General features: G+C 69.5%; 23 protein-coding genes. 3 read left to right on the forward strand and 20 right to left on the reverse strand.

Annotation, left to right across the window (positions count from 1 at the left end; translation table 11 throughout):
- Nucleotides 1-308 precede the first annotated feature (308 nt).
- From AC1DYK_RS16875 to AC1DYK_RS16930, 12 genes are all read right to left on the reverse strand, one after another.
- On the reverse strand, nt 309-1,028 hold the full coding sequence (locus AC1DYK_RS16875) for a type 1 glutamine amidotransferase (protein WP_478167373.1): 720 nt from the start codon (nt 1,026-1,028) through the stop codon (nt 309-311).
- Nucleotides 1,025-2,062, reverse strand: coding sequence for an amidase (locus AC1DYK_RS16880; protein ID WP_478167374.1), 1,038 nt, complete (start codon nt 2,060-2,062; stop codon nt 1,025-1,027). The genes AC1DYK_RS16875 and AC1DYK_RS16880 overlap by 4 nt, the downstream gene beginning before the upstream one ends.
- A 222-nt stretch (nt 2,063-2,284) precedes the next feature.
- Nucleotides 2,285-3,457, reverse strand: a complete 1,173-nt coding sequence (locus AC1DYK_RS16885) for an ABC transporter substrate-binding protein (protein ID WP_478167375.1) — start codon at nt 3,455-3,457, stop codon at nt 2,285-2,287.
- 54 nt (nt 3,458-3,511) lie between these two features.
- Entirely contained in the window at nt 3,512-4,231 is a 720-nt protein-coding gene (locus AC1DYK_RS16890; RefSeq protein ID WP_478167376.1) for an ABC transporter ATP-binding protein, read from the reverse strand.
- Nucleotides 4,224-4,988, reverse strand: coding sequence for an ABC transporter ATP-binding protein (locus AC1DYK_RS16895; RefSeq protein WP_478167377.1), 765 nt, complete (start codon nt 4,986-4,988; stop codon nt 4,224-4,226). Before AC1DYK_RS16895 ends, AC1DYK_RS16890 begins: the two co-directional genes overlap by 8 nt.
- Nucleotides 4,985-5,947 (reverse strand): branched-chain amino acid ABC transporter permease, encoded by a 963-nt coding sequence (locus AC1DYK_RS16900; RefSeq protein WP_478167378.1) that lies wholly within the window; start codon nt 5,945-5,947, stop codon nt 4,985-4,987. Before AC1DYK_RS16900 ends, AC1DYK_RS16895 begins: the two co-directional genes overlap by 4 nt.
- A complete protein-coding gene (locus tag AC1DYK_RS16905) occupies nt 5,944-6,804 on the reverse strand; it encodes a branched-chain amino acid ABC transporter permease (RefSeq protein WP_478087154.1) in 861 nt (286 codons plus the stop codon). The genes AC1DYK_RS16900 and AC1DYK_RS16905 overlap by 4 nt, the downstream gene beginning before the upstream one ends.
- A 36-nt stretch (nt 6,805-6,840) precedes the next feature.
- A complete protein-coding gene (locus AC1DYK_RS16910; RefSeq protein WP_478167379.1) occupies nt 6,841-8,037 on the reverse strand; it encodes an ABC transporter substrate-binding protein in 1,197 nt (398 codons plus the stop codon).
- An 84-nt stretch (nt 8,038-8,121) separates the two neighbouring features.
- Nucleotides 8,122-9,381 carry an NAD(P)/FAD-dependent oxidoreductase gene (locus AC1DYK_RS16915; RefSeq protein WP_478167380.1) on the reverse strand — a complete coding sequence of 420 codons (1,260 nt, stop codon included), beginning with the start codon at nt 9,379-9,381 and terminating at the stop codon, nt 8,122-8,124.
- A complete protein-coding gene (locus AC1DYK_RS16920; protein WP_478167381.1) occupies nt 9,381-9,704 on the reverse strand; it encodes a 2Fe-2S iron-sulfur cluster-binding protein in 324 nt (107 codons plus the stop codon). Before AC1DYK_RS16920 ends, AC1DYK_RS16915 begins: the two co-directional genes overlap by 1 nt.
- A 7-nt stretch (nt 9,705-9,711) precedes the next feature.
- Nucleotides 9,712-11,151, reverse strand: a complete 1,440-nt coding sequence (locus AC1DYK_RS16925) for a glutamine synthetase family protein (protein ID WP_478167382.1) — start codon at nt 11,149-11,151, stop codon at nt 9,712-9,714.
- A gap of 12 nt (nt 11,152-11,163) precedes the next feature.
- The gene (locus AC1DYK_RS16930) at nt 11,164-12,489 is read right to left on the reverse strand and encodes an aromatic ring-hydroxylating dioxygenase subunit alpha (RefSeq protein ID WP_478167383.1); all 1,326 of its coding nucleotides are present in this window, start codon (nt 12,487-12,489) and stop codon (nt 11,164-11,166) included.
- A gap of 287 nt (nt 12,490-12,776) precedes the next feature.
- Here AC1DYK_RS16930 and AC1DYK_RS16935 point away from each other — a divergent pair, with 287 nt between their 5' ends.
- Nucleotides 12,777-13,511 (forward strand): GntR family transcriptional regulator, encoded by a 735-nt coding sequence (locus AC1DYK_RS16935; protein ID WP_478167384.1) that lies wholly within the window; start codon nt 12,777-12,779, stop codon nt 13,509-13,511.
- Nucleotides 13,512-13,514: 3 nt separating this feature from the next.
- Here AC1DYK_RS16935 and AC1DYK_RS16940 read toward each other — a convergent pair whose 3' ends face one another.
- Entirely contained in the window at nt 13,515-13,751 is a 237-nt protein-coding gene (locus tag AC1DYK_RS16940; RefSeq protein WP_478167385.1) for a hypothetical protein, read from the reverse strand.
- Between the two features lie 202 nt (nt 13,752-13,953).
- Between AC1DYK_RS16940 and AC1DYK_RS16945 the strand changes: the two genes are divergently transcribed.
- On the forward strand, nt 13,954-14,262 hold the full coding sequence (locus AC1DYK_RS16945) for a DUF4124 domain-containing protein (RefSeq protein ID WP_478167386.1): 309 nt from the start codon (nt 13,954-13,956) through the stop codon (nt 14,260-14,262).
- A 41-nt stretch (nt 14,263-14,303) separates the two neighbouring features.
- On the opposite strand, the gene AC1DYK_RS16950 is transcribed toward AC1DYK_RS16945, so the two are convergent.
- From AC1DYK_RS16950 to AC1DYK_RS16970, 5 genes are all read right to left on the reverse strand, one after another.
- Nucleotides 14,304-14,912, reverse strand: a complete 609-nt coding sequence (locus AC1DYK_RS16950; RefSeq protein WP_478167387.1) for a PqiC family protein — start codon at nt 14,910-14,912, stop codon at nt 14,304-14,306.
- Nucleotides 14,909-15,895 (reverse strand): MlaD family protein, encoded by a 987-nt coding sequence (locus AC1DYK_RS16955; protein WP_478167388.1) that lies wholly within the window; start codon nt 15,893-15,895, stop codon nt 14,909-14,911. The genes AC1DYK_RS16950 and AC1DYK_RS16955 overlap by 4 nt, the downstream gene beginning before the upstream one ends.
- Nucleotides 15,892-16,677, reverse strand: a complete 786-nt coding sequence (locus AC1DYK_RS16960) for an ABC transporter ATP-binding protein (RefSeq protein ID WP_478167389.1) — start codon at nt 16,675-16,677, stop codon at nt 15,892-15,894. The genes AC1DYK_RS16955 and AC1DYK_RS16960 overlap by 4 nt, the downstream gene beginning before the upstream one ends.
- Before the next feature lie 2 nt (nt 16,678-16,679).
- Nucleotides 16,680-17,486 carry an MlaE family ABC transporter permease gene (locus AC1DYK_RS16965; RefSeq protein ID WP_478167390.1) on the reverse strand — a complete coding sequence of 269 codons (807 nt, stop codon included), beginning with the start codon at nt 17,484-17,486 and terminating at the stop codon, nt 16,680-16,682.
- A gap of 210 nt (nt 17,487-17,696) precedes the next feature.
- The gene (locus tag AC1DYK_RS16970) at nt 17,697-17,888 is read right to left on the reverse strand and encodes a hypothetical protein (RefSeq protein WP_478167391.1); all 192 of its coding nucleotides are present in this window, start codon (nt 17,886-17,888) and stop codon (nt 17,697-17,699) included.
- A 109-nt stretch (nt 17,889-17,997) separates the two neighbouring features.
- Here AC1DYK_RS16970 and AC1DYK_RS16975 point away from each other — a divergent pair, with 109 nt between their 5' ends.
- A complete protein-coding gene (locus AC1DYK_RS16975; RefSeq protein WP_478167392.1) occupies nt 17,998-18,531 on the forward strand; it encodes a nucleoside deaminase in 534 nt (177 codons plus the stop codon).
- 24 nt (nt 18,532-18,555) lie between these two features.
- Here the strand turns inward: AC1DYK_RS16975 and AC1DYK_RS16980 are convergent, their stop codons facing one another.
- A complete protein-coding gene (locus AC1DYK_RS16980; RefSeq protein ID WP_478167393.1) occupies nt 18,556-19,296 on the reverse strand; it encodes an SDR family oxidoreductase in 741 nt (246 codons plus the stop codon).
- Nucleotides 19,297-19,408: 112 nt separating this feature from the next.
- The gene (trhA, locus tag AC1DYK_RS16985; protein WP_478167394.1) at nt 19,409-20,056 is read right to left on the reverse strand and encodes a PAQR family membrane homeostasis protein TrhA; all 648 of its coding nucleotides are present in this window, start codon (nt 20,054-20,056) and stop codon (nt 19,409-19,411) included.
- Nucleotides 20,057-20,062: the final 6 nt, after the last annotated feature.

The raw sequence follows: 20,062 nt of genomic DNA on the forward strand, positions 1-20,062 counted from the left end.
GCTCACGGTGGATCGGCGTGGTCGCGCGCGCGGACAGATCCGAAACCCGGAGAGTCTACGACTCGACGGTGGGGGCGTGCAGGCCGGGGGTCATCGGGCGCGGATGCACCTTCCTGGGGCCCCCGCCAGCTTATTGAGCTACCTTCGCGCAGCAGCGCTTCGGATTCGCCTTGGGAGCGGCCCGGCGGCTCATTGGGCTACCTTCGCGCAGCAGCGCTGCGGTATTCGCCTTGGGAGCGGCCCGGCGGCTCATTGGGAACCTCCGCGCAGCAGCGCTGCGGTATTCGCCTTGGGAGCGGCCCGGCGGCTCATGCGCAGCGGGCCGTCCAGCGCGCGTAGAGGCGATGCAGGAGCGCATGCATCTGCCGGGTGCGCCGGGGCAGATCCCGCAGGATGTCGTCGAAATCGCTGGCGGCCGGGTTGCCCAGCGCGTTCTGGCGTGCCAGCTGGTGCCCATTGCGCTGCACCGACAGTTCGACCAGCGCCGGGGTCATCTCGAGATGGGACTGCACCAGCAGGTGCAGCCCGCGCACCAAGAAGGCCTGGTTGCCGCAGTGGGCGCCGCGCGCCAGCGGCACCGCGCCCGCCGGCGGTTCGAAGGTGTCGCCGTGCCACTGGAAGGTCTGCAGCACCTGCCCCGCGTGCTCGCCCCACCAGTCGCGGGCCGTGCCGGACGCCTCGGCGGTGATCTCGCACCAGCCGATCTCGGGCTGGTCGTGCGGGCGGACCTCGCCGCCCAGGGCCAGCGCGACCAGCTGGCTGCCCAGGCAATGGCCCGCGACGGGAATGCCGCGCGCATCGGCATCGCGGATCAGCGCGAGCTCCTGCGCGATCCACGGCAGCGGGTCGTGCACGCTCATGGAGCCGCCCATGAACACCAGGCCGCCGAAGGCCGAGGCCTCGGCGGGCACCGCGTCGCCGTCGACGATGCGCACCAGCGTCACCTCGCGGCCCAGCGCCTCGAGGATGGGCACCACGGCGCCCGGTGCCCCGACCTCGGTGTGCTGGAAGACCGCGATCGGCTTCATGCGGCGGGGCCGCGCAGCAGCAGCGATTCGACTTCCCGGCCGAAGGCGAGCACCCGCGCGTCCTCGTACTTGCGGCCGACGATCTGCAGCCCGAAGGGCAACCGGTCGGCGTCGCGCCCGAGCGGCAGGCTCAGGGCCGGCTGCTGCGTCAGGTTGAACGGGTACGAGAAGCCGTTGCCCGCGAACCAGTTGACGGGCGCGCCTGTGCCGTCTGCGATGGGCGGCGCCACGGTCGGCGTGGCCGGCGTCAGCAGCAGATCGATGCGGCTGAACTGCTGGGCCAGGCGCGAAGTGAAATCCCGCAGGCGGATCCGGCTGCGGGACAGCCGCCCTGCGTCCAGCGTCGCGCCTTCCTGGTAGATCTGTTGAAGGGGGCCCTCCAGCAGCGCGCGCTGCTCCGGCGTCCAGGCGAGAAAGGACTCGTGCACGCGCGACGCCCACACGGTCCACATGTCGGGCGCCATGTCCGTGCCCTCGGCGGGCAGGGGAACGAGGCTGTGGCCCGCCTGTCCGAGCTGCTCGACCAGCGCGTGGAAGGCGTCGGCGATCGCGGGCGCCACCTGCATGTCGGCGCCCAGTTGCAGGGTCCAGCCGATGGAGAGCGGCCGGCCGGTCCCGGCGCCGCTGCGTGCGAACAGCGAACTCGGGTCGCGCGCATCGGCCTGGGACAGCACCTGCATGGCGAGCTCGCAATCCTCGACGCTGCGCGTGAAGGGGCCCAGGTGGGCGAATTCGGCGAAGGCGCTCTGCGGCGCGAGCGGGATGGCGCCGAAGCTCGGCTTGAAGCCCACCAGCCCGCAGTACGACGCCGGAATGCGCACCGAGCCGCCCGCATCGCTGCCGAGCGCCAGCGGGCCCCAGCCCGCGGCGGCCTGCGCGGCGGCGCCACTGCTCGACCCGCCGGTCGAACGCAGCGGGTCGACCGGATTGCGCGTCAGGCCGCCATGCGGACTCCGGGAGCCGATGTTCCAGCCGAATTCGGTGGTGGTGGTCTTGCCGAAGATCACGCAGCCCGCGGCGCGCAGCAGCGCCACGGCCGGCGAATCCGCGGCCGCCGGCGGCGACCCCGCCGCCCCCCCCCGCCAGGGCGGCCGCCCGGGCGCTTTCGCGGTCGAGCAGGCAGAAGGCGTTGATCTGCCGCGTGTCGGCCTCGATGGCCGCGAACAGCGCGTCCAGCACCCCTTCGGGCGTGTGCTCGCCGCTCGCGTAGGCCTTCGCCAGGCCGGCGATGTCCAGCCTCAGCGCATCGCAGGCCATCAGTGTGCGGCCTTGAAGGTCTCGAACTCGATGTTGGCGATCGTGCCGTCGACCTTGCCGACGCGGCGGATGTACTCGTCCTGCACGATGTCGCGGGTCTTCGCGTCGATGCCGATCGGGCCGCGCGGGCTTTCGAACTGCAGGCCCTGGAAGGCCTGGATCAGCGCCGGGCCGTCGGCGTTGCCGTTGGTCTTCTTCAGCGCGGCATAGATCGCGGCCATGCCGTCGTAGGCCGCCACGCTCATGATGGTCGGGCGCGCCTTTGCATCGCGCTGCGCCTTGAAGTCGCGCACGTAGCGCGCGTTGAGTTCCGACTTGTGATGCATCGAATAGGGGTAGACGGTCGTGATGTCGAGCGCGCGGTCGCCGATCACCTCGATGATGGCTTCGTCGACGATGTCGCCGGTGCCGATGAGCTTGACGCCGGCCTCGGGCAGGCCCTTTTCGCGGAACTCCTTGATGAAGGCCGGCGCCACGTCGCCGCCGTTGACGAAGGCGAACAGGACGTCCGGCTTCGCGTCCTTCACGCGCTGCATGTAGGGCGAGAAGTCGAGCGTCATCATCGGCGTGCGCACGCTGCCGACGATCTCGCCGCCGGCCTTCTTGTAGGCGGCCAGGAAGGCGGCTTCGGCGTCATGTCCCGGCGCATAGTCGGCGACGATCACATAGGCCTTCTTCGAGCCGTTCTTGATCGCCCATTGCGCGATCGGCGGCACCACGTCGGGGTAGCTGAAGGAGGTGCGCACCATGTAGGGCGACTTGGCCGTCAGGTCGGCGGCCGCCGCGTTCATCACGATCATCGGCACCTTGGCCTGCGTCGCAATGGGGGCGACCGACAGCGCGTTGGGCGTGAAGCCGAAGCCCGCCAGCAGCTGCACCTTGTCGCGGACCACGAGCTCCTGGGCCAGCCGCTTGGCGAGTTCCGGATTCGGTCCGGCCACGTCCTTCACGATGATCTCGACCCGCTTGCCCGCGACGCTGTCGCCGAACTGCTTCTGGTAGATCCTGATGCCGGCCTCCATCTGCTTGCCGAACTCGGCGAAGGGGCCGGACATCTCGGCGATGAGACCGATGCGGACGGTGTCCTGCGCGAAGGCGGCCGGCGCGGCCAGCGTGAAGGCGCAGGCGGCGAGGAGGCCGCGGCGGGACAGCCGGGAGACGCAAGTTGACATGATGTGGTCCTGACAGGAAAAGAGGAAAGGGAGTGAAGACGGCGATGGCCCGCCTCAGGCCGGCACTTCGGCGATGCCGACGCCGAGCAGGCCTTCGAGCAGGGCCGCATCGCCGGCCAGCGCCGCGCTCGGACCGGCATGCACCACGGTGCCGCGCTCCAGCACGATCGCCTGGTGGGTCATCTCGAGGGCCAGCACCGGGTGCTGCTCGACCACGATCGACGCCAGGCCCTCGCTCTCGCAGAGATGGCGGATCGAGCGGGCCAGCTCCTCGACGATGATCGGCGCCAGGCCTTCCATCGGTTCGTCGAGCAGCAGCAGCTTCGGATTGGTCATCAGCGCGCGGCCGATGGCCAGCATCTGCTGTTCGCCGCCCGACAGCTGGTTGCCGTAGTTGCCGCGCCGCTCGCGCAGCCGCGGAAAGAATTCGTAGACCCGCTGCAGGTTCCACCTGCCCGGCCGCGCGATCACGGTCAGGTTCTCCTCGACGGTGAGCGAGGGGAACACCTCGCGCTCCTGCGGCACCCAGCCCAGGCCGGCGCGCACGCGGCGATGGGCCGGCCAGCGCGTGATGTCCTCGCCGCACCAGCGCAGCGCACCGCGCATCACGCGGGTGTTGCCCATCAGCGTTTCGAGCAGCGTGGTCTTGCCCACGCCGTTGCGCCCGAGGATCGCGAGGCTCTGGCCTTGCGCCAGCGAAAAGCCCAGGCGGTCGAGCACCACGGCGTTGCCGTAGCCGGCCACCACCTGATCGAAGGCGAGCATCTCAGACATGGTTGGCTCCTGCGTGGCCCAGATAGACCTCGCGCACGCGCGGGTCGGTGCCGATTTCGGCGGGGGTTCCTTCGGTAAGGATCTGGCCGGCGACCAGCACCGAGATGCGACGCGAAAAGCGGAAGACGAGATTCATGTCGTGTTCGATGAACAGCACGCTGATGTCCTGCGGCAGCTCGGCGATGACCTCGAAGAGTTCGCCGCTCTCGTCCTCGGGCACGCCGGCGGCGGGCTCGTCGAGCAGCAGGATGCGCGGCCTGGCGGCCATGGCCAGCGCGATCTCCAGCAGCCGCTGCTTGCCGTAGGCCAGTTCGGCCACCGGCACGTCGGCCAGCGCGTCGAGCTTGAGGCGTCCGAGCAGCGCATGGGCTTCGTCGAACGCGGCCTTGTTGCGCTTGAGCGGACGCCACCAGACCGCGCCCAGGCCGTCGCGCTCGCTGATCGCGAGCACCACCGACAGCAGCGGCGTGAGGCTGGGAAACAGCGTGTTGATCTGGAAGGTGCGCGCCAGCCCCAGGCGGGCGCGCTTGTCGGCGGACAGCGAGGTGAGCTCGCGCTCGCCCATGTGGATCGTTCCGTGGGTCGGCCTGAAGACGCCCGTCAGCAGATTGATCAGCGTGGTCTTGCCGGCGCCGTTCGGCCCGATCAGGGCCTGGCGCGCGCCGGGTTCGAGCGTCAGGTTGACGTCGTCGACCGCGCGGAAGGCGCCGAAGGAGATCCCGAGCCCGCGGGTGCGAAGTGCGGCGCTGCGGCTCATAAAGGTCTCCCGGTCTTCACCAGGCGCGACAGCGCGCCCATGATCCCGCCGCGGCCCAGCATGACGGCGGCGATCAGGAAGATGCCGAGCCAGAACATCCAGTACTGCGGGTTGAGGTCGGCGAACCAGTCGTGCACCAGCATGTAGACGATCGCGCCGATGAGCCCGCCGTACAGCCGGCCGGTGCCGCCGAGCACGAGGATGATCAGCACCTCGGCCGAGCGGTTGAAGCCGATCGACTCGATGCCGACGAACTGCGTGGTCTGGGCCAGCAGCGCACCGGCGATGCCGGCGACGCCGGCCGACAGTGCATAGGCCATGCGCAGCCGCGCCTCCACCGGCGAGCCGATCGCGAGCATGCGCTTGCGGCTGTCGTGGATGCCGCGCAGCGTGAGCCCGAAGGGCGAGCCCAGCACCAGTCGCACGCCGAGGAACACCACCAGCACCACGGCGTAGGCGTAGACGAAGGCGGTCTTGCCGAACAGGTCGAACTCGAACAGTCCGAGCACCGGCGAGATCACCACGCCCTGCAGGCCGTCGGTGCCGCCGGTGATCGACGACAGCCGGTTGGCCAGCTCGGCCAGCAGCATGCAGACGCCGATGGTGATCATCAGCCGCGTGAGGTCGGCGCCGCGCACCACCAGGTAGCTCAGCACATAGCCCAGCACGGCGCACACCATGAGCGCGAACAGCAGGCCGCTGAAGGGCTCGCTCCAGCCATGCTTGGCCAGCAGGCCGGCCGCATAGGCGCCGGCGCCGAAGAAGGCCGCATGGCCCACCGTGAGGATGCCGGCGTAGCCGAGCGCCATGTCCAGCGAGACCGCGAACAGCCCGAAGATCATGATCTGGCTCATCAGCGTGAGCTTGTCCGGCAGCAGGAAGAAGCTGGCGCCCAGCGCGAGCCAGAAGGCCACCTCGGCCGCACGCAGGCGGCCCGGCGAAACTGTGATGGGCTTCATACCAGCCCCTTGCGCGGGATGATGCCGTTGGGCCGCAGCAGCAACATGATGATCATGACGACATAGATGAGAAACGCGCCGGCTTCCGGCAGGTAGTACTTGCCCGCGACATCGACGATGCCGACCAGCAGCGCGGCCACGAAGGGGCCGGTGATGGTGCCGGCGCCGCCGACGCACACCACGATCAGGAAGTACACGAGGTACTTGAGCGGGAACGACGGCTCCAGCCCCAGCATGCCGAGGCTCAAGGCGCCGCCCAGTCCGGCCAGGCCGCAGCCCAGCGAGAAGGTCAGGAAGAAGAGCCGCTGCACGTGGATGCCGGTGCCGCCGGCGACGCGCTGGTTGTCCACCGCGGCCCGCACCATCGCGCCGTAGCGCGTCTTGCCGAGCACCAGCAACAGGCCCGCGAGCACGAGCACGCCGCACAGGATCAGGAACAGCCGATAGCGGCCGACCTCCAGGCCCCCCAGCGACACCCGGCCGTCGAGCACCGGCGGCAGCTGGAAGGGCTGCATCGTCGGGCCGAAGAAGTAGGTGAAGACGGCGACCGAGACGAACACGATGCCGATCGACAGCAGCACCTGGTCGAGCGGATGCGCACGATAGAGCCGCCGGTAGAACAGGAACTCGAGCACCGCGCCGACCAGCGCCGCCACGACGAAGGCCACCGCCAGCGACGGGAAGAAGCCCACGCCGAAGTGGTTCATCAGAACGCTTGCGGCGTAGCCGCCCACCATCGCGAACGTGCCGTGCGCGAGGTTGACGAAGTTCATGAGGCCCATCGTGATGGACAGGCCCACCCCGATGAGGAAAAGGAGCATGCCGTAGGCCACTCCGTCGAAGATCACGATTCCCATGGATGTCCCGTTGCTGCTGTCGCGGCGGCCGCTCGCTTACTTGCTTTCCTTGGCCGGGTCCTTGACGCGCTCGAACTTGTCGAACTCGACGTTCACGAGCTCGCCCTTGGTGCGTTCGGTCTTGCGGATGTAGACCGTCTGCACGATGTCGCGCGTCGCGGGGTCGATCTGGACCGGGCCGCGCGGGCTCTCGAAGCTCAGGCCCTTGAGTGCTTCCATGACCTTGTCGCCCGAGACGTCGCCGCGGGTCTTGGCGAGCGCGAGGTCGATCGCGGCCATCGTGTCGTAGGCGGTGACGGCGAAGTAGCTCGGGCGCAGCTTGCCGCCGAACTCGGCCGCGAAGTCCTTGACGAACTTCTGGTTCTTCGGCGAGGGATGGGCGTAGGAATAGTGGTGGCTCGTGAGCAGGCCCAGCGCCACGTCGCCGGTGGCGTCGAGGTAGCTGTCGTCGGTCGCCTCGCCGGTGGCGTAGAGCTTGATGCCCGCTTCTTCCATGCCGCGCTCCTTCCACACCTTGAGGAAGGCCGGCGGCATCACGCCCGAGGGGAAGAAGAAGAACACCGCCTGCGGCTTGGCATCCTTGATCCGCTGCACGTAGGCCGAGAAGTCGGGGTTGTTCATCGGCGTGCGGACTTCGCCGACCACCTTGCCGCCTTCGGCCGTGAAGGCCTTCTTGAATGCGGTCTCGGCGTCGACGCCCGAGGCGTAGTCGGCGACCACCGTGTAGGCTTCCTTCACGCCCTGCTTGACCATCCAGCGCGCCATCGGATCGGTCACCTGCTGCACGGTGAAGGACAGCCGCGCCACGTAGGGCGAGCTGCTGGTGATGGCGGAGGACGCCGCGTTCATCACGAGGGTCGGGATCTTGGCCTGGGTGGCGATGGCCGCGACGGCGTAGGCGTTGGGGCTGAAGTCCAGGCCGGTGAGGATGCCCACCTTGTCGCGCACCACCAGCTCCTGCGCGATGCGCTTGGCGGCATCGGGCGCCGGGCCTGCCGTGTCCTTCTTGATGATCTCGACCGGCCGCCCGGCGATCTTGCCGCCGTGTTCCTTGAGGTACAGCGCCACGCCGGCATCGAACTGGCGGCCGTAGTCGGCGTAGGGGCCCGAGTAGGTCGCGATCAGGCCGATGCGAAGCGGCTCGTCGGCGGCCTGGGCCGCGCCCATGGCGCCGAAGGCACCGAGGCAGGCCAGCGTCAGGGTGGCGAGGACATTTCTCTTGTTCATCATCATCGTGGAAGCTCCGTTCAATGAAGCCGGTGGGCCGGCAGGCAGGGTGGTTGGGAAAACGGTGGGGCCGGTGCGCGGCCCCGGGACTCAGGAGGTCGCGGCCTCCGGTGCGGTCGTCGCCGCCGGCCTGAGGTCGAAGGATTCGTCGGCGAGCTGCCCGGCCGTGAAGCGGGCACGGGTGCCGATGAGCTTGCGGCTCAGCATGTGCTCGGCCGGCTTGTTCACCGAGTGCGCGGCCACCAGCGTGCCGCCGCGCAGGTAGAACACGCTGAAGCGGTCGCTCGCCATGTCGCCGCGCAGCACCACCTCGTCGCCGGGCGCGGCCAGGCCGGTCATCTGGAACTTGAGGTCGAACTGGTCGCTCCAGAACCAGGGCACGGCCGTGCAGGGCCGTTCGTGTCCGACGATCAGCGAGGCCAGCGCGCGGGCGCCGTCGTTGGCCGACTGGATCGATTCGAGCCGCATGCGCGCCGGTGCGCCGGGTGCGGGCGGCAGCGCCATGCTGGCGACGTCGCCGGCCGCCAGCACGCGCGGCGCGGACGTGCGGCCCAGCATGTCGACCACGATGCCGTTGTCGACGCCGATGCCGGCCTCGCGCGCCAGCTCGGCATTGGGCAGCACGCCGATGCCCAGCACCACCAGGTCGCAATCGATGCGCCGTCCGTCGTCGAGCTCGACCGCGGCCACGCGGCCCTGGGTGCCATGCAGCGCACGCACACCGCGGCCGGTCAGGAGTTCGACGCCGCGGCGGCGATGCGCGTGCTCGACGAAGGCCGACATCGCGGGCGGGAAGGCGCGCGCCAGCAGATGCGGCTGCGCTTCGATCACCGTCACCGCGACGCCGCGCGCGCGCAGCGCCGAAGCGACTTCGAGGCCGATGAAGCCGCCGCCGATCACGCAGGCGCGCTGGGTGCGCTCGGCGGCATGGGCCACGCGCAATGCATCGTCGAGGGTGCGCAGGTCGAGCACGCCGTCGAGGTCTGCGCCGGGCAGCGTGAACGGCCTGCAGCGCGCGCCGGTGGTCAGCGCGAGCCAGCCGTAGTCGAGCACGGCGCCGTCGTCCAGCGTCACCGAGCGGGCGCCGGCGTCCAGCGCTTCGGCGCGGCGGCCGAGCCGCAGCTCGATGCGGTTCTGCTCGAAGAAATCGGGGCCGCGCAACGGCAGCTGGTCGAGGGTCGTCTTGCCGGTCAGCAGGCCCTTGGACAGGGGCGGGCGCTGGTAGGGCGCATGCCGCTCGTCGCCGACGATGACGATGCGCTCCTCGAAACCGAGCTCGCGGGCGCTGGCGGCCAGCTGGACGCCGGCATAGGACGCGCCGACGATCACCAGGGGGTGGGCGGCGGGCATCAGCTCTGGCTCTCGGGGACGCGCACGGTCAGGCCGTCGAGCTCGGCGGTCATCGTGAGCTGGCAGCTCAGGCGGCTGTTCGGCTGCCGTTCGGAGGCGACGCCGTCGAGCAACTCGCCCTCCACCTCGTCGGGCGGCGGCAGGCGGTCGATGAAGGCGTCGTCGACGTAGACGTGGCAGGTGGCGCAGGAGCAGGAGCCGCCGCATTCGGCATCGATGCCGCGGATGTTGCCGCGGATGGCGTTCTCCATCACGCTGGAGCCGGCCTTGGCGTCGACGCTGCGGCTGCTGCCGTCCTTGAGGATGTAGTGGATCGTGGGCATGGCGAGGTCAGAACATGTCGAAGTACTCGCGGTGTTCCCACTCGCTGACCTCGAGGTTGAAGCGGGCGATCTCCGCTTCCTTGATGTGGCACAGGTAGTCGACGAAGGTCTTGCCCATCTGTTCGTTCAGCATCGCGTCCTGGCGCAGGCAGGCGAGCGCGTCGCCGAGCGAGCGTGGCAGGTGTTCGGCGGGCGTTTCGTAAGGGGCGTCGGCCGACGGGCCGGGGTTCGTCTTGTTGCGGATGCCGTCCAGCCCCGAGAAGAGCTGCGACGCGAGATAGAGATAGGGGTTGGCGGTCGGCTCGCCCACGCGGTTCTCGATGCGCGTCGCATTCTGCCCGACGCCGCCCAGCACGCGCAGCATCGCCCCGCGGTTGTCGCGGGCCCAGATGGCGCGGTCCGGCGCCAGCGAGAAGGGGCGGTAGCGCCGGTAGCCGTTGATCGTCGGGCTGGCCAGTGCGGCCGAGCCGCAGGCGTGCTCCTTCAGGCCGCCGAGGTAGTGCAGTCCGAGGTCGCTCAAGTCCTGGCCGGGCTCCGAGGGCATGAAGGCGTTCACGCCGTCGCTTTGGCGGCGCAGCGACTGGTGCAGGTGCCAGCCGCTGGACATCACGTTCGGGATGCGCGGGCGGCACATGAAGGTGGCGTGGTAGCCCGCGCGCTGGCAGATCTGCTTGATGGCGCTGCGCAGCAGCACCATGGTGTCGGCCGGCAGCACGCCGGCCGTGGGGCCGAAGGTCAGCTCGAACTGGCTCGGGCCGAACTCGATCTCGAGCGAGCGCAGCGGCAGGCCGAGCCCGATCAGCTGCGAGCGCAGCAGCTCCATCACGGCATCGACGCGGTCGTAGCGCAGCTCGGTCAGGTACTGGTGGCCGTGCGACAGCAGCGACACGCGCGGCGGCTCGCCGGGCTGGCCCGAATCGGTCAGGCCCATGCGCGGGTCGTCGAGCTTGAAGACGTGGAACTCGACTTCCAGGCCGGCGATGAAGTCCAGCCCCATCTCGCCGAGCTGGTGCACCGCGCGCTGCAGGATCTGGCGCGTCGCATACGGGCAGGGCTTGCCGTCGGCCATGTAGGCGTCGCACAGGATCCAGCCGGTGCGCGGCGTCCATGGCAGCACCTTGAAGGTCGAGGGGTCGGCCACGATCGTGAAATCGGCGCCGCCCTGGAAGCCTTCGATGGCGAAGCCGCCGCCGGCCGCGAACACCGGGAACACGGTCTTGTGCGAGGTGTCCTTGGCCAGCAGCGTGGAGGTCAGGTTGACGCCGTCCCACAGCGCGGCGCGGGCCTCGCTGGCGACCAGCGTCTTGCCGCGCAGCAGGCCGTGCTGGTCCGGCCAGGCGAAGCGCACCACATCGAGGTCACCGGCATCGATGCGGCGCACCAGTTCCTGGGCCTGCTTTTGCTGGTCGTCGGACCAGAGGCCGTGTCGGTCTACAAAGGAGCTCATGGCGTGGCGTGCTCAGGCGGCGGCCAGGCGGGCCGAGGCCCAGTCCGACTTGAGGCGGCGTTCGCGGTCGGCGCTCTGCCAGTAGCCGTCGGTGTTGCCGGACTCGCCGATGCCGTCGATCGACGGCGGCCCGGTGAGTGCGCTGGCCTGCGCGGCGTCGATCAGCATCGGCGCCCCTTCGCCGGCCTGCGTGCTCTCGATGGCCTTCACCAGCATCCGGCGGTAGGCGATGATGCCCTTGTCGGTGCTGCCCAGGTGCTCGCGCGTGCGGTCCTGGATCGGGCCCTGCGACTCGACGGCCCACTGGTCGTGCACGTTGATGTCGTCGCCCATGCCGGTGTAGGTTTCGGTCCGCTGCTCGTCGATGCTGTAGCCGTAGTTGTTGCGCTTGTTCTTGCGCGAGGTGTAGTCGGGCAGCTCGTAGAGCTTGAGCCGCTGGTCGCGCATCTGCTGCTTGTCGACCGGGCCGGTGAAGCTGGTGAAGATCGCATACCAGTAGCAGTGCGTGTCGTCGACCGGCACATGCCACTGCGAGATGGTCATCTCGGCGCTCATCGGGATCACGAAGGCCTGCGGGAACACGACGTTGGTCACGCGCACGTGGGTCTGGGTCTCGGAGAGCTTGCGCAAGGCGGTCAGGCGCATGCCGTAGTCGGTCGGGTCGACGCTGATGTCCGGGCGGTCGTATTCGCGCAGCACCTTGGTGATCGGCATGTCGGAGTCGGCCGAGGCGCCGCGGAACTGCTTGCCGTAGCTTTCCGAGGTGTCCGCGTCCTCGAAGAAGCGGTGCAGGTACGAGGCGTGCGCCGGGTCGATGCCGACCTCGAGCGCCTGCAGCCAGTTGCATTCGAACAGGCCCTTGAAGGCGAAGGTGTGCGAGTCGGGCGCCACGAAGCAGTCGAACTCGGGAAACGCCGGCGGCTCGCCTTCGCCGATGTAGGCGAACACGGTGCCGGCGCGCTCGACCACCGGGTAGGCGGCCTGCTTGATGCGGCTGCACAGCTTGCTGCCGGCGGGTTCGGCGGGGGTTTCGAGGCAGTTGCCCTTGGCGTCGAACAGCCAGCCGTGGAAGGGGCAGCGCAGGCCGCCGTCTTCGAGGCGGCCGAAGGCGAGGTCGGCGCCGCGGTGCGGGCAGTCGCGGTCGAGCATGCCCAGCTGGCCCTTCTCGTCGCGGAACAGGACGAAGTGCTGTCCCATCAACTGCACCGGCTTGACCGGGCGCGGGCCGGCGAGTTCGTCGGCGAGCGCCACCGGCTGCCAGTAGCGGCGCAGCAGCGTACCCGCGGGGGTGCCGGGGCCGACCCGGGTGATGAAATCGTTTTGTTCAGCGCTGATCATGGGTGCTCCATCGAGGGGTGACAGTTGGAAACATGCACTGCATGCAATTGCATACATTGTCCAAGCTGTCTTTGTCCAAGGTCAATTGTTTTCCGTTCGAATTGGATGTTGACGGCCTGAAATAAAGGGTTAACACCTAGTGTCTGACGCGCCTATGCGGTGCATTCCATTCAAATGGATGCATCATGGTTCTGATGCATGCAACATCCGGACCAACTGGCGATGCTTGTGTGCAATGGTCGTCGTTCTCCTTAGAATCGAACCATCCCTTCGCTTTGCCGACCCAGATGGACTCCCAACAATCCCGCGTGCTGGTTCAACTCCGCGACCTGATCCTCAAGGGTGAATTCGTGCCCGGCGAGCGGCTCGCCGAGATCCCGCTGGCGGAAAAACTCGGTGCCTCGCGCACGCCGGTGCGGCTGGCGCTGACCAGCCTGGAGCACGAGGGCCTGATCGAGCAGTCGCCGAGCGGCGGCTACCAGATGCGCCGCTTCACCTCGCAGGAGATCGCCGACGCGATCCGCGTGCGCGGCGTGATCGAGGGCTTTGCCGCCCGCCTGCTGGCCGAGGACGGCGCCTCGCGCCAGTTGCTGCGCGACCTGCACGAGTGCCTCGACGATGGCGACAAGGCGGTCAACAAGGCCGAGATGGACCTGGACGACTACGCGGCCTACGTCGAGATGAACGACCGCTTCCACAAGCTCATCATGCAGGGCTGCGGCAACGTCGCGCTGCAGCGCGTGATGGACATGCTCGACGGCCAGCCCTTCGCATCGCCGAGCGCGATGCTGCCGATGCAGTCGTCGATGGAAGAAGGGCACCAGTGGATGAAGCAGGCCCATCGCACGCACCACGCGATGGTGCAGGCGATCGAGCGCGGCCAGGGCTCGCGCGCGCAGGCGCTGGGCGAGGAGCACGTGGAGATCGCGCGCATGAATCTCGAGTACGCGCTCGAGCGGCCGGAACTCGCGGCCGAGCTGATGCCGGGGATGCGGCTGGTGGCCGGCAAGCCCCGCGGCTAGCGGCTAGTTCTGGCAGTTGTTGCGGCTGACGCTGCAGTTCTTGAGCGCCTTGTCGAGCCGCGGGCGGCAGTTCTTCTCCGAGGCGGTCTTGCAGAACTGGTAGTCGGCCTTGGCCGTCTGCTTGCACGTGCTGTACTGGAGTTCGCATCGGGTCTGGCTGCCGCCATCACCCTGGGCGGATGCGAAGTTCGGCACGGCAGCGAGGATCCAGGCGGCGGATGCGAGCGCGATCATTTTCATGAAGATGCTTTCCTCGGGAGGTGGGTCCGCATCTTAGATCGGTGGCTTCGGTGGGGCGTGGTCGATCGTCCGGACCGGCGGTGTTCGGGCTCGGGGCGTCGACCCTGCGTGACTTTTTTCACGGCCGGCGCGACCGCGTCGATACAACTTGTTGCAAATAGGCCGTGCGCCCCTAGGATCGCCGAAACACCGAAAGCGACCCATGCCCTTCCTGGTCCAGCACGTGGCCCGAACGATCGTCGTGTTCAGCATCTGCGCGGCAAGCGCCATGGCCTCCGCCGAGATCCATCGCTGCAAGGATGACCGCGGCCAGACGGTCCTGTCCGACCGGCCGTGCGGCGCCGCGTTCTCCGGCCCGGCGCTGCAGTCGACCGCGTTCGGCGGCGGGGCCGATCGGATCGCTGCGCCGGCGATGCCAGGCATGCGCGCGCGGGATGCCGGCGGGTCGTACGACTTCATCCCGGTCCATCGCCCGGGCGAGCGTCGTTCGGAGAAACAGGCGCTGCGCTAGCGAGGCCGGCGCCGGTTCGCGTGGCCGCCGCGCTGCTCGGCTCAGGGCACGGCGGCGACCGAGGTCGCGGCCTGCGCGGCAATCCGGCGCAGCAGTTCCGTCAACGCCCGCGCCTGCGATTGCGAGCTGTCGGCGTCGCCCGGGATGTCGTAGCTGAACTCCCCGCCGTGCAGCAGGCGCGGCACGCGTTCGGTGCTCCACAGCGCGATGCGCGCGGTCGCCTTGAGTCGCTGTTCGCTGCGCACATAGTCCATGCGGCTCAGCACCACCTGCAGTGAAAGAGCGGCGGGCGACTGCTCGCTGCAATTGGCCTCGCACAGGCGCCAGCCGGGCAGGCGCTCGCGCAGCGCGGCGTTGAACTCGCGCGCGACCCCGATCTCGATGCGCTCGGCCCAGAAGGTGTCGGGCCACTCGCCCAGCGTGCTGGCCTCGGCCCGGTAGCGCACGCGGCGCGCGACCAGGTATTCCGGAATCTCGGGCCGGCCCACGGCCAGCACGCGGACGGAGGCCGGCGCGGAAGCGGCGGCCGCTGCCGACACGGCCGGCGGCAGCGTCAGCAGCACCGGCGCCGGCGTCGAGGCGCAAGCCGCCAGCATCGCCGCCAGCGCGGCGCACAGCGGCCAGGCCGCCCATCGGTTCAGTGCATTCATTGGCGTGGGTTCCCGAAGATGATTGCGTTGGGCCTTTCCTCGAGCTGCTCGCTCAAGGAGCGCAGGCTGCGCGCCGCCTGTGAAAGATCCTTGACCGCGGCTTCGAAATCGCCGCGCAGCGGCGCGCCGGGTGCCGCGACGTCCGCCAGCCGTTCCATCGCGAGCTTGGCCGTTTCCGAGGCCTGCCGGGCGCCGACCAGGGTGCGCTGCAATTCCGGCTGGGCCGCGAGCACCGTCTGGCGCGAGCTGTCGGCCAGCTGCGTGATCGATCGCAGCGTGGTTTCCGAACTGCCCTGCAGTTGGCGGATGGCCTCGGTCGCGGCCGTCAGCGTCTTGCGCGATTCGGCCCCGGTCAGCTGCAGCTCCTTCGCGGCGCCGCCGAGCACGTCCTTGGCGCCGTCCAGCGTGTGCTGCACCGCCACCAGCGTGGTGCTCAGCTCCTGCACCGCCTGGCGCACCTCCGCCACCGTGTCGTGCAGCGGCAGGTTGGCGACCTGGTCGATCAGGGCCCCGAACCGGTCCGCCACCGCCGGGATCTCGGGCGCGCCCGGGCCGCCCAGCAAGGTGGCCGGCGTGTCGGGCAGGAAGTCGAGCTCGATCGCCTTCTGGCCCGTCACCACGCTTTGCGAAGCCAGCCGGGCGCGCAGCCCGCGCTGCACCAGTTCCGGCAGGTCGAGGGCCTTGTTCTCGGTGACATGGGTCAGGTGCAGGGCCGAGGGCTGCAGCCGGAGCGTGACCGGGACCGTGGTCTTCAGCGAAGCGGCGTCCATCTGGATGCCGATGTCCGTCACCTGCCCGATCATGACGCCGCGGAAGGTCACGGGCGCGCCGACCGACAAGCCGCTCACGTTGCCCTGGTAGTACACGCGGGCCTTCTGCTGCCGGGTGAACAGGTCGTTGCCGCCGAGCCAGAGGATGGCCGCGATGGCGATGGCGAAGGCGGCGGCGACGAAGCCGCCGATCAGCAGGGCGTTGCGTTTCATGGGGTGGCCTTGGATGGGGTGGAGGCAGGTGCGGCCGCGGGCGGCACCTCCCGATGGAGAAAGGCATGCACCGTCGGATGCACATCCTGGCGGGCCAGTTCTCGCGGGCAGCCGTGCGCGATCGGGCGCTTGCTGTCGGCGTCGAGGAAGATGCCGTCGTCGGCGATCGCGAACAGGCTCGGCAGCTCGTGGCTCACGAAGACCACGGCCGCGCCGGTGCGGTGCCGGATGTCGAGGATCAGGTCGTCCAGGCGGCGCGAGCTGATCGGATCCAGGCCGGCCGAGGGTTCGTCGAGGAACAGCAGCGGGGGCTCGGCGGCGATGGCGCGCGCGAGGCCGGCGCGCTTCTTCATGCCGCCGCTCAGCGACGACGGATAGAAGTCCGCGAACTCGCCCAGCTCGACCCATTCGAGCACCTCCCGCGCCTTGCTCTCGCGCTGCTTCGCATCGAGGCGGGTCTGGCGCGTGAGCGGCAGGCAGACGTTTTCCAGCACCGTCATCGACGACCACAGCGCGGCGCTCTGGAACAGCATGCCGAAGCGCGAGCGCAGCGCGGAACGCTGCGCATCGTCGCTGGCCCAGAAGTCGACGCCGCTGTAGGTCACGCTGCCGGCCGCCGGCGGCAGCAGCCCCACCAGGTGCTTGAGCAGCGTGCTCTTGCCGCAGCCGCTGCCGCCCATGACGGCGAAGATGCAGCCTTTCTCGACCTTGAGCGACACGTCCTTCTGGATCAGCCGGTCGCCGAACTGCATGACGAGCTGGTCCACCGCGAGCAGGCTCATGGTCAGATGTCCAGGGCGTTGGCGCACATGGCGAAGATGGCGTCGAGCACGATGATGCCGACGATGCTGGTCACCACCGCACCGGTGGTCGCCACGCCGACGCCGGCCGCGTTGCGCTGGGCGCGCAGGCCGTAGTAGCAGCCGACCATGCCGACCAGGGCGCCGAAGGTGAGCGACTTGCCGATGCCCAGGCCCAGGTGGGTCCAGGTCAGCGCCTCGGCCGTGCGCTGCATGTAGGCGGCGCCGGACACGTCGAGCATGGCGGCCGACACGATCATGCCGCCCAGCAGGCCGGCCAGGCAGGCGAAGATGTAGAGCAGCGGCATCATCAACAGCAACGAAGCGACGCGCGGCAGCACCAGGAAGTCGATCGCGGTCAGGCCCAGCACCTCGAGCGCATCGACCTCCTCGTTGGCCTGCATCGTCGCGATCTCGGCGGCGAATGCGGCGCCGGTGCGCCCGGCGATGACCACGGCCGTGATGATGGCCGCCATCTCGCGCGCGACCGCGATGCCCACCAGGTCGGCGACGAAGATACCGGCGCCGAACTTGGCGAGCTGCACCGCGCCCACGAACGCCAGGATCGCGCCCACCAGCAGATTCACGACCAGGACGATCGGCACCGCCCTTGCGCTGCAGTCGGCCAGGACGCGCCCGAGGTCCTCGCGGCGGAAGGTCCAGCGGCCGCGCAGCGCGGCAGCGGCCGACAGCAGCACCTCACCGAGGAAGTGCAAGGGCCGCTCGAGCGGGCCGACGGCCGATCGCAGCAGCGCGCCGATGCTCGGGCCCATGCCCTTGGCGTCGCTCAAGCGAACCCCAGGCCGGCGGCGCGCGCGGGCATCCCGTGGTTCTTTCGCGCCGGCGGCGACGCGGGAATCTGGCGTTCGAAGGGGGGGTGCGGGATCATTCGGCAGGCAGCGTGAGGGTCCGCCGATGTTAGCGAATGGTCGGCCGGGCCGCGAGGCAAGGGCGGTCGCGCCGCCCGCGCAGCGGCGGCAGCCCGTCGGATCAGGCGCCGGCTACCACTCGCCGACTTCGCGCAGGCGCTGATCGGGCTCCAGCCGCTCGAGGCGCTGGCGGGCGAGCTGTTCGCGGCGCCGATCGGTCCCGACCAGCGTCCCCAGCTTGCGCGAGAGCGCCTCGGCAATGGCATGCCGCGCCGTGGGCTTCGGCGTGCGGCCGGCGCGAATCGAGCGGATGCGGCTGTTCATGGCGAATTCCTTGGGGTCAGCCTCGATCATCCCCAACAATGGCGTCATGCGCATGACGGCGGGCGAACCAAAGGCGCCGGATCGTGCATATCGCACATGACACACCACCATGACCCAGCCCATTCCAGAGCCCACACCGCCATCGATGCCCGCCACGCTCTCTGCGCGCGACCTCGAACTGCTGCGCCTCGCGATCCGCCTCTCGGCCGACTCCCGGGCCCGGGGGCGCCATCCTTTCGCCGCGCTCGTGGCCGACGCCGATGGCCAGGTCGTGACGACGGCCGGCAACAACTCGATGCCCCCCGAAGGCGACCCGACCCAGCATGCCGAGCTGGTGGCCGCGGCCCAGGCGGCGCGCAAGCTCACGCCCGCGCAGCTCGCCGGATGCACCCTGTACACCAGCGCCGAGCCCTGCTGCATGTGCGCCGGCGCGGTGTACTGGACCGGCATCGGCCGCGTGGTTTATGCACTGTCGGAACATGCGCTGCTCGGGCTCACGGGCGACCATCCGGAGAACCCCACCTTCTCCCTGCCGTGCCGCGAGGTGTTCGCGCGCGGGCAGCGGCGCGTCGAGGTGGTCGGCCCGCTGCTGGAGGAGGAGGCCGCGGTGCCGCATCGCGGTTTCTGGCACGGCGGCGCCTGAAGCGGCGTCGCCCGGGACGAAAACCTACCAACGCTCCATGTAGGGCCGCAGGTCGAGCTCGAAGGTCCAGGCGTCGCGCGGCTGCGCGTGCAGGTGCCAGTAGTTGTCGGCGATGTGCGCGGGGTTCAGGATGCCGTCCTGGTCCTTCAGTGCGTAGCGCTCGGGAAAGCTGGTGCGGATGAACTCGGTGTCGATCGCGCCGTCGACCACCACGTGCGCCACGTGGATGTTGCGGGGCCCGAGTTCGCGTGCCATGCTTTGCGCCAGGGCGCGCAGCGCATGCTTGGCGCCGGCGAAGGCGGCGAAATTGGCGGCGCCGCGCAGGCCTGCGGTGGCGCCCGTGAAGAGGATGGTGCCGCGGCCGCGGGCAACCATGCGCTTGGCGACCTCGCGGCCGTTGAGGAAGCCACCGAAGCAGGCCATCTCCCAGACCTTGAAGTACTTGCGCGCGGTTTCCTCGAGGATGCTGCACGGCACGTTGGCGCCGATGTTGAAGACCATCACCTCGATCGGGCCGTGCTCGCGCTCGACCTGCTCGACGAGCGCGATCACGTCCTCTTCCTTGCGGGCATCGCTGCCGTAGCCGAAGGCCTGGCCGCCGCTCGCGCGGATCGCGTCGACCGTCGGCTGCAGCTTGTCGGCCGAGCGGCGCGTGAGGCAGGCGATGTAGCCCTCTCTTGCGAAGCGGGCTGCGATGGCGCCGCCGGTGGCATCGCCGGCGCCGATCACCAGCGCGACCTTGGGTTGAGCTTGGGGCCCGGGCATGGGTGTCTCCTTCGTTCGGGGAAGCGGTTCCGATCCGAAAACCATAACATGCCCCCGGGTCGGGAGCCGGCACGCAGCTGACAGCGTGCGCCGTGGACGCGGGGGCGGATTGCTATCCGTGCGCGTGCCAAAGCACCGCGAAGAAGTGGCAGGCACTCCCCGCCAGCACGAACAGGTGCCAGACGGAATGCGCGAAGCGCACCTTGTTGTCGAACAGGAAGACCACCGCGCCGGCCGTGTAGGCCAGGCCTCCGGCCACCAGCCAGCCGAGCCCGGCGGCGCTCATGCGTTCGTGCAGCGGCACCGCGGCCGCCACGGCCATCCAGCCCATTGCCACATAGAGGCCGGTCGACCACAACGGATGCCGCAGCCGGTTGAACAGCTTGGCGCCGACGCCCAGCGCCGCCGCGCACCAGATGGCGCCGAACAGCGCCCAGCCCCACGGGCCGCGCAGCACACCGAGCAGGAAGGGCATGTAGCTGCCGGCGATGAACAGGTAGATGGCCGCGTGATCCAGGCGGTTGAACCAGGCCTTGGCCCTGCCGAACGGCAAGGCGTGGTACAGCGTCGACACCAGGTACAGCAGGATCATCGTCCCGGCGAAGATGCTCGCGCCAACCACGGCGGCCGCGCCATGCTGCTGTGCGGCGCTGTACACCAGGATCGGCAGCGAGGCGATGGCCAGCAGCAGGCCCAGGCCGTGGCTCAGGGCGTTCATCACTTCTTCGGCAACCGTCTGGTCGCGATCGGCGGCAATCATCCTGCA

The organism is Variovorax sp. P2_H12 (assembly GCF_056403395.1).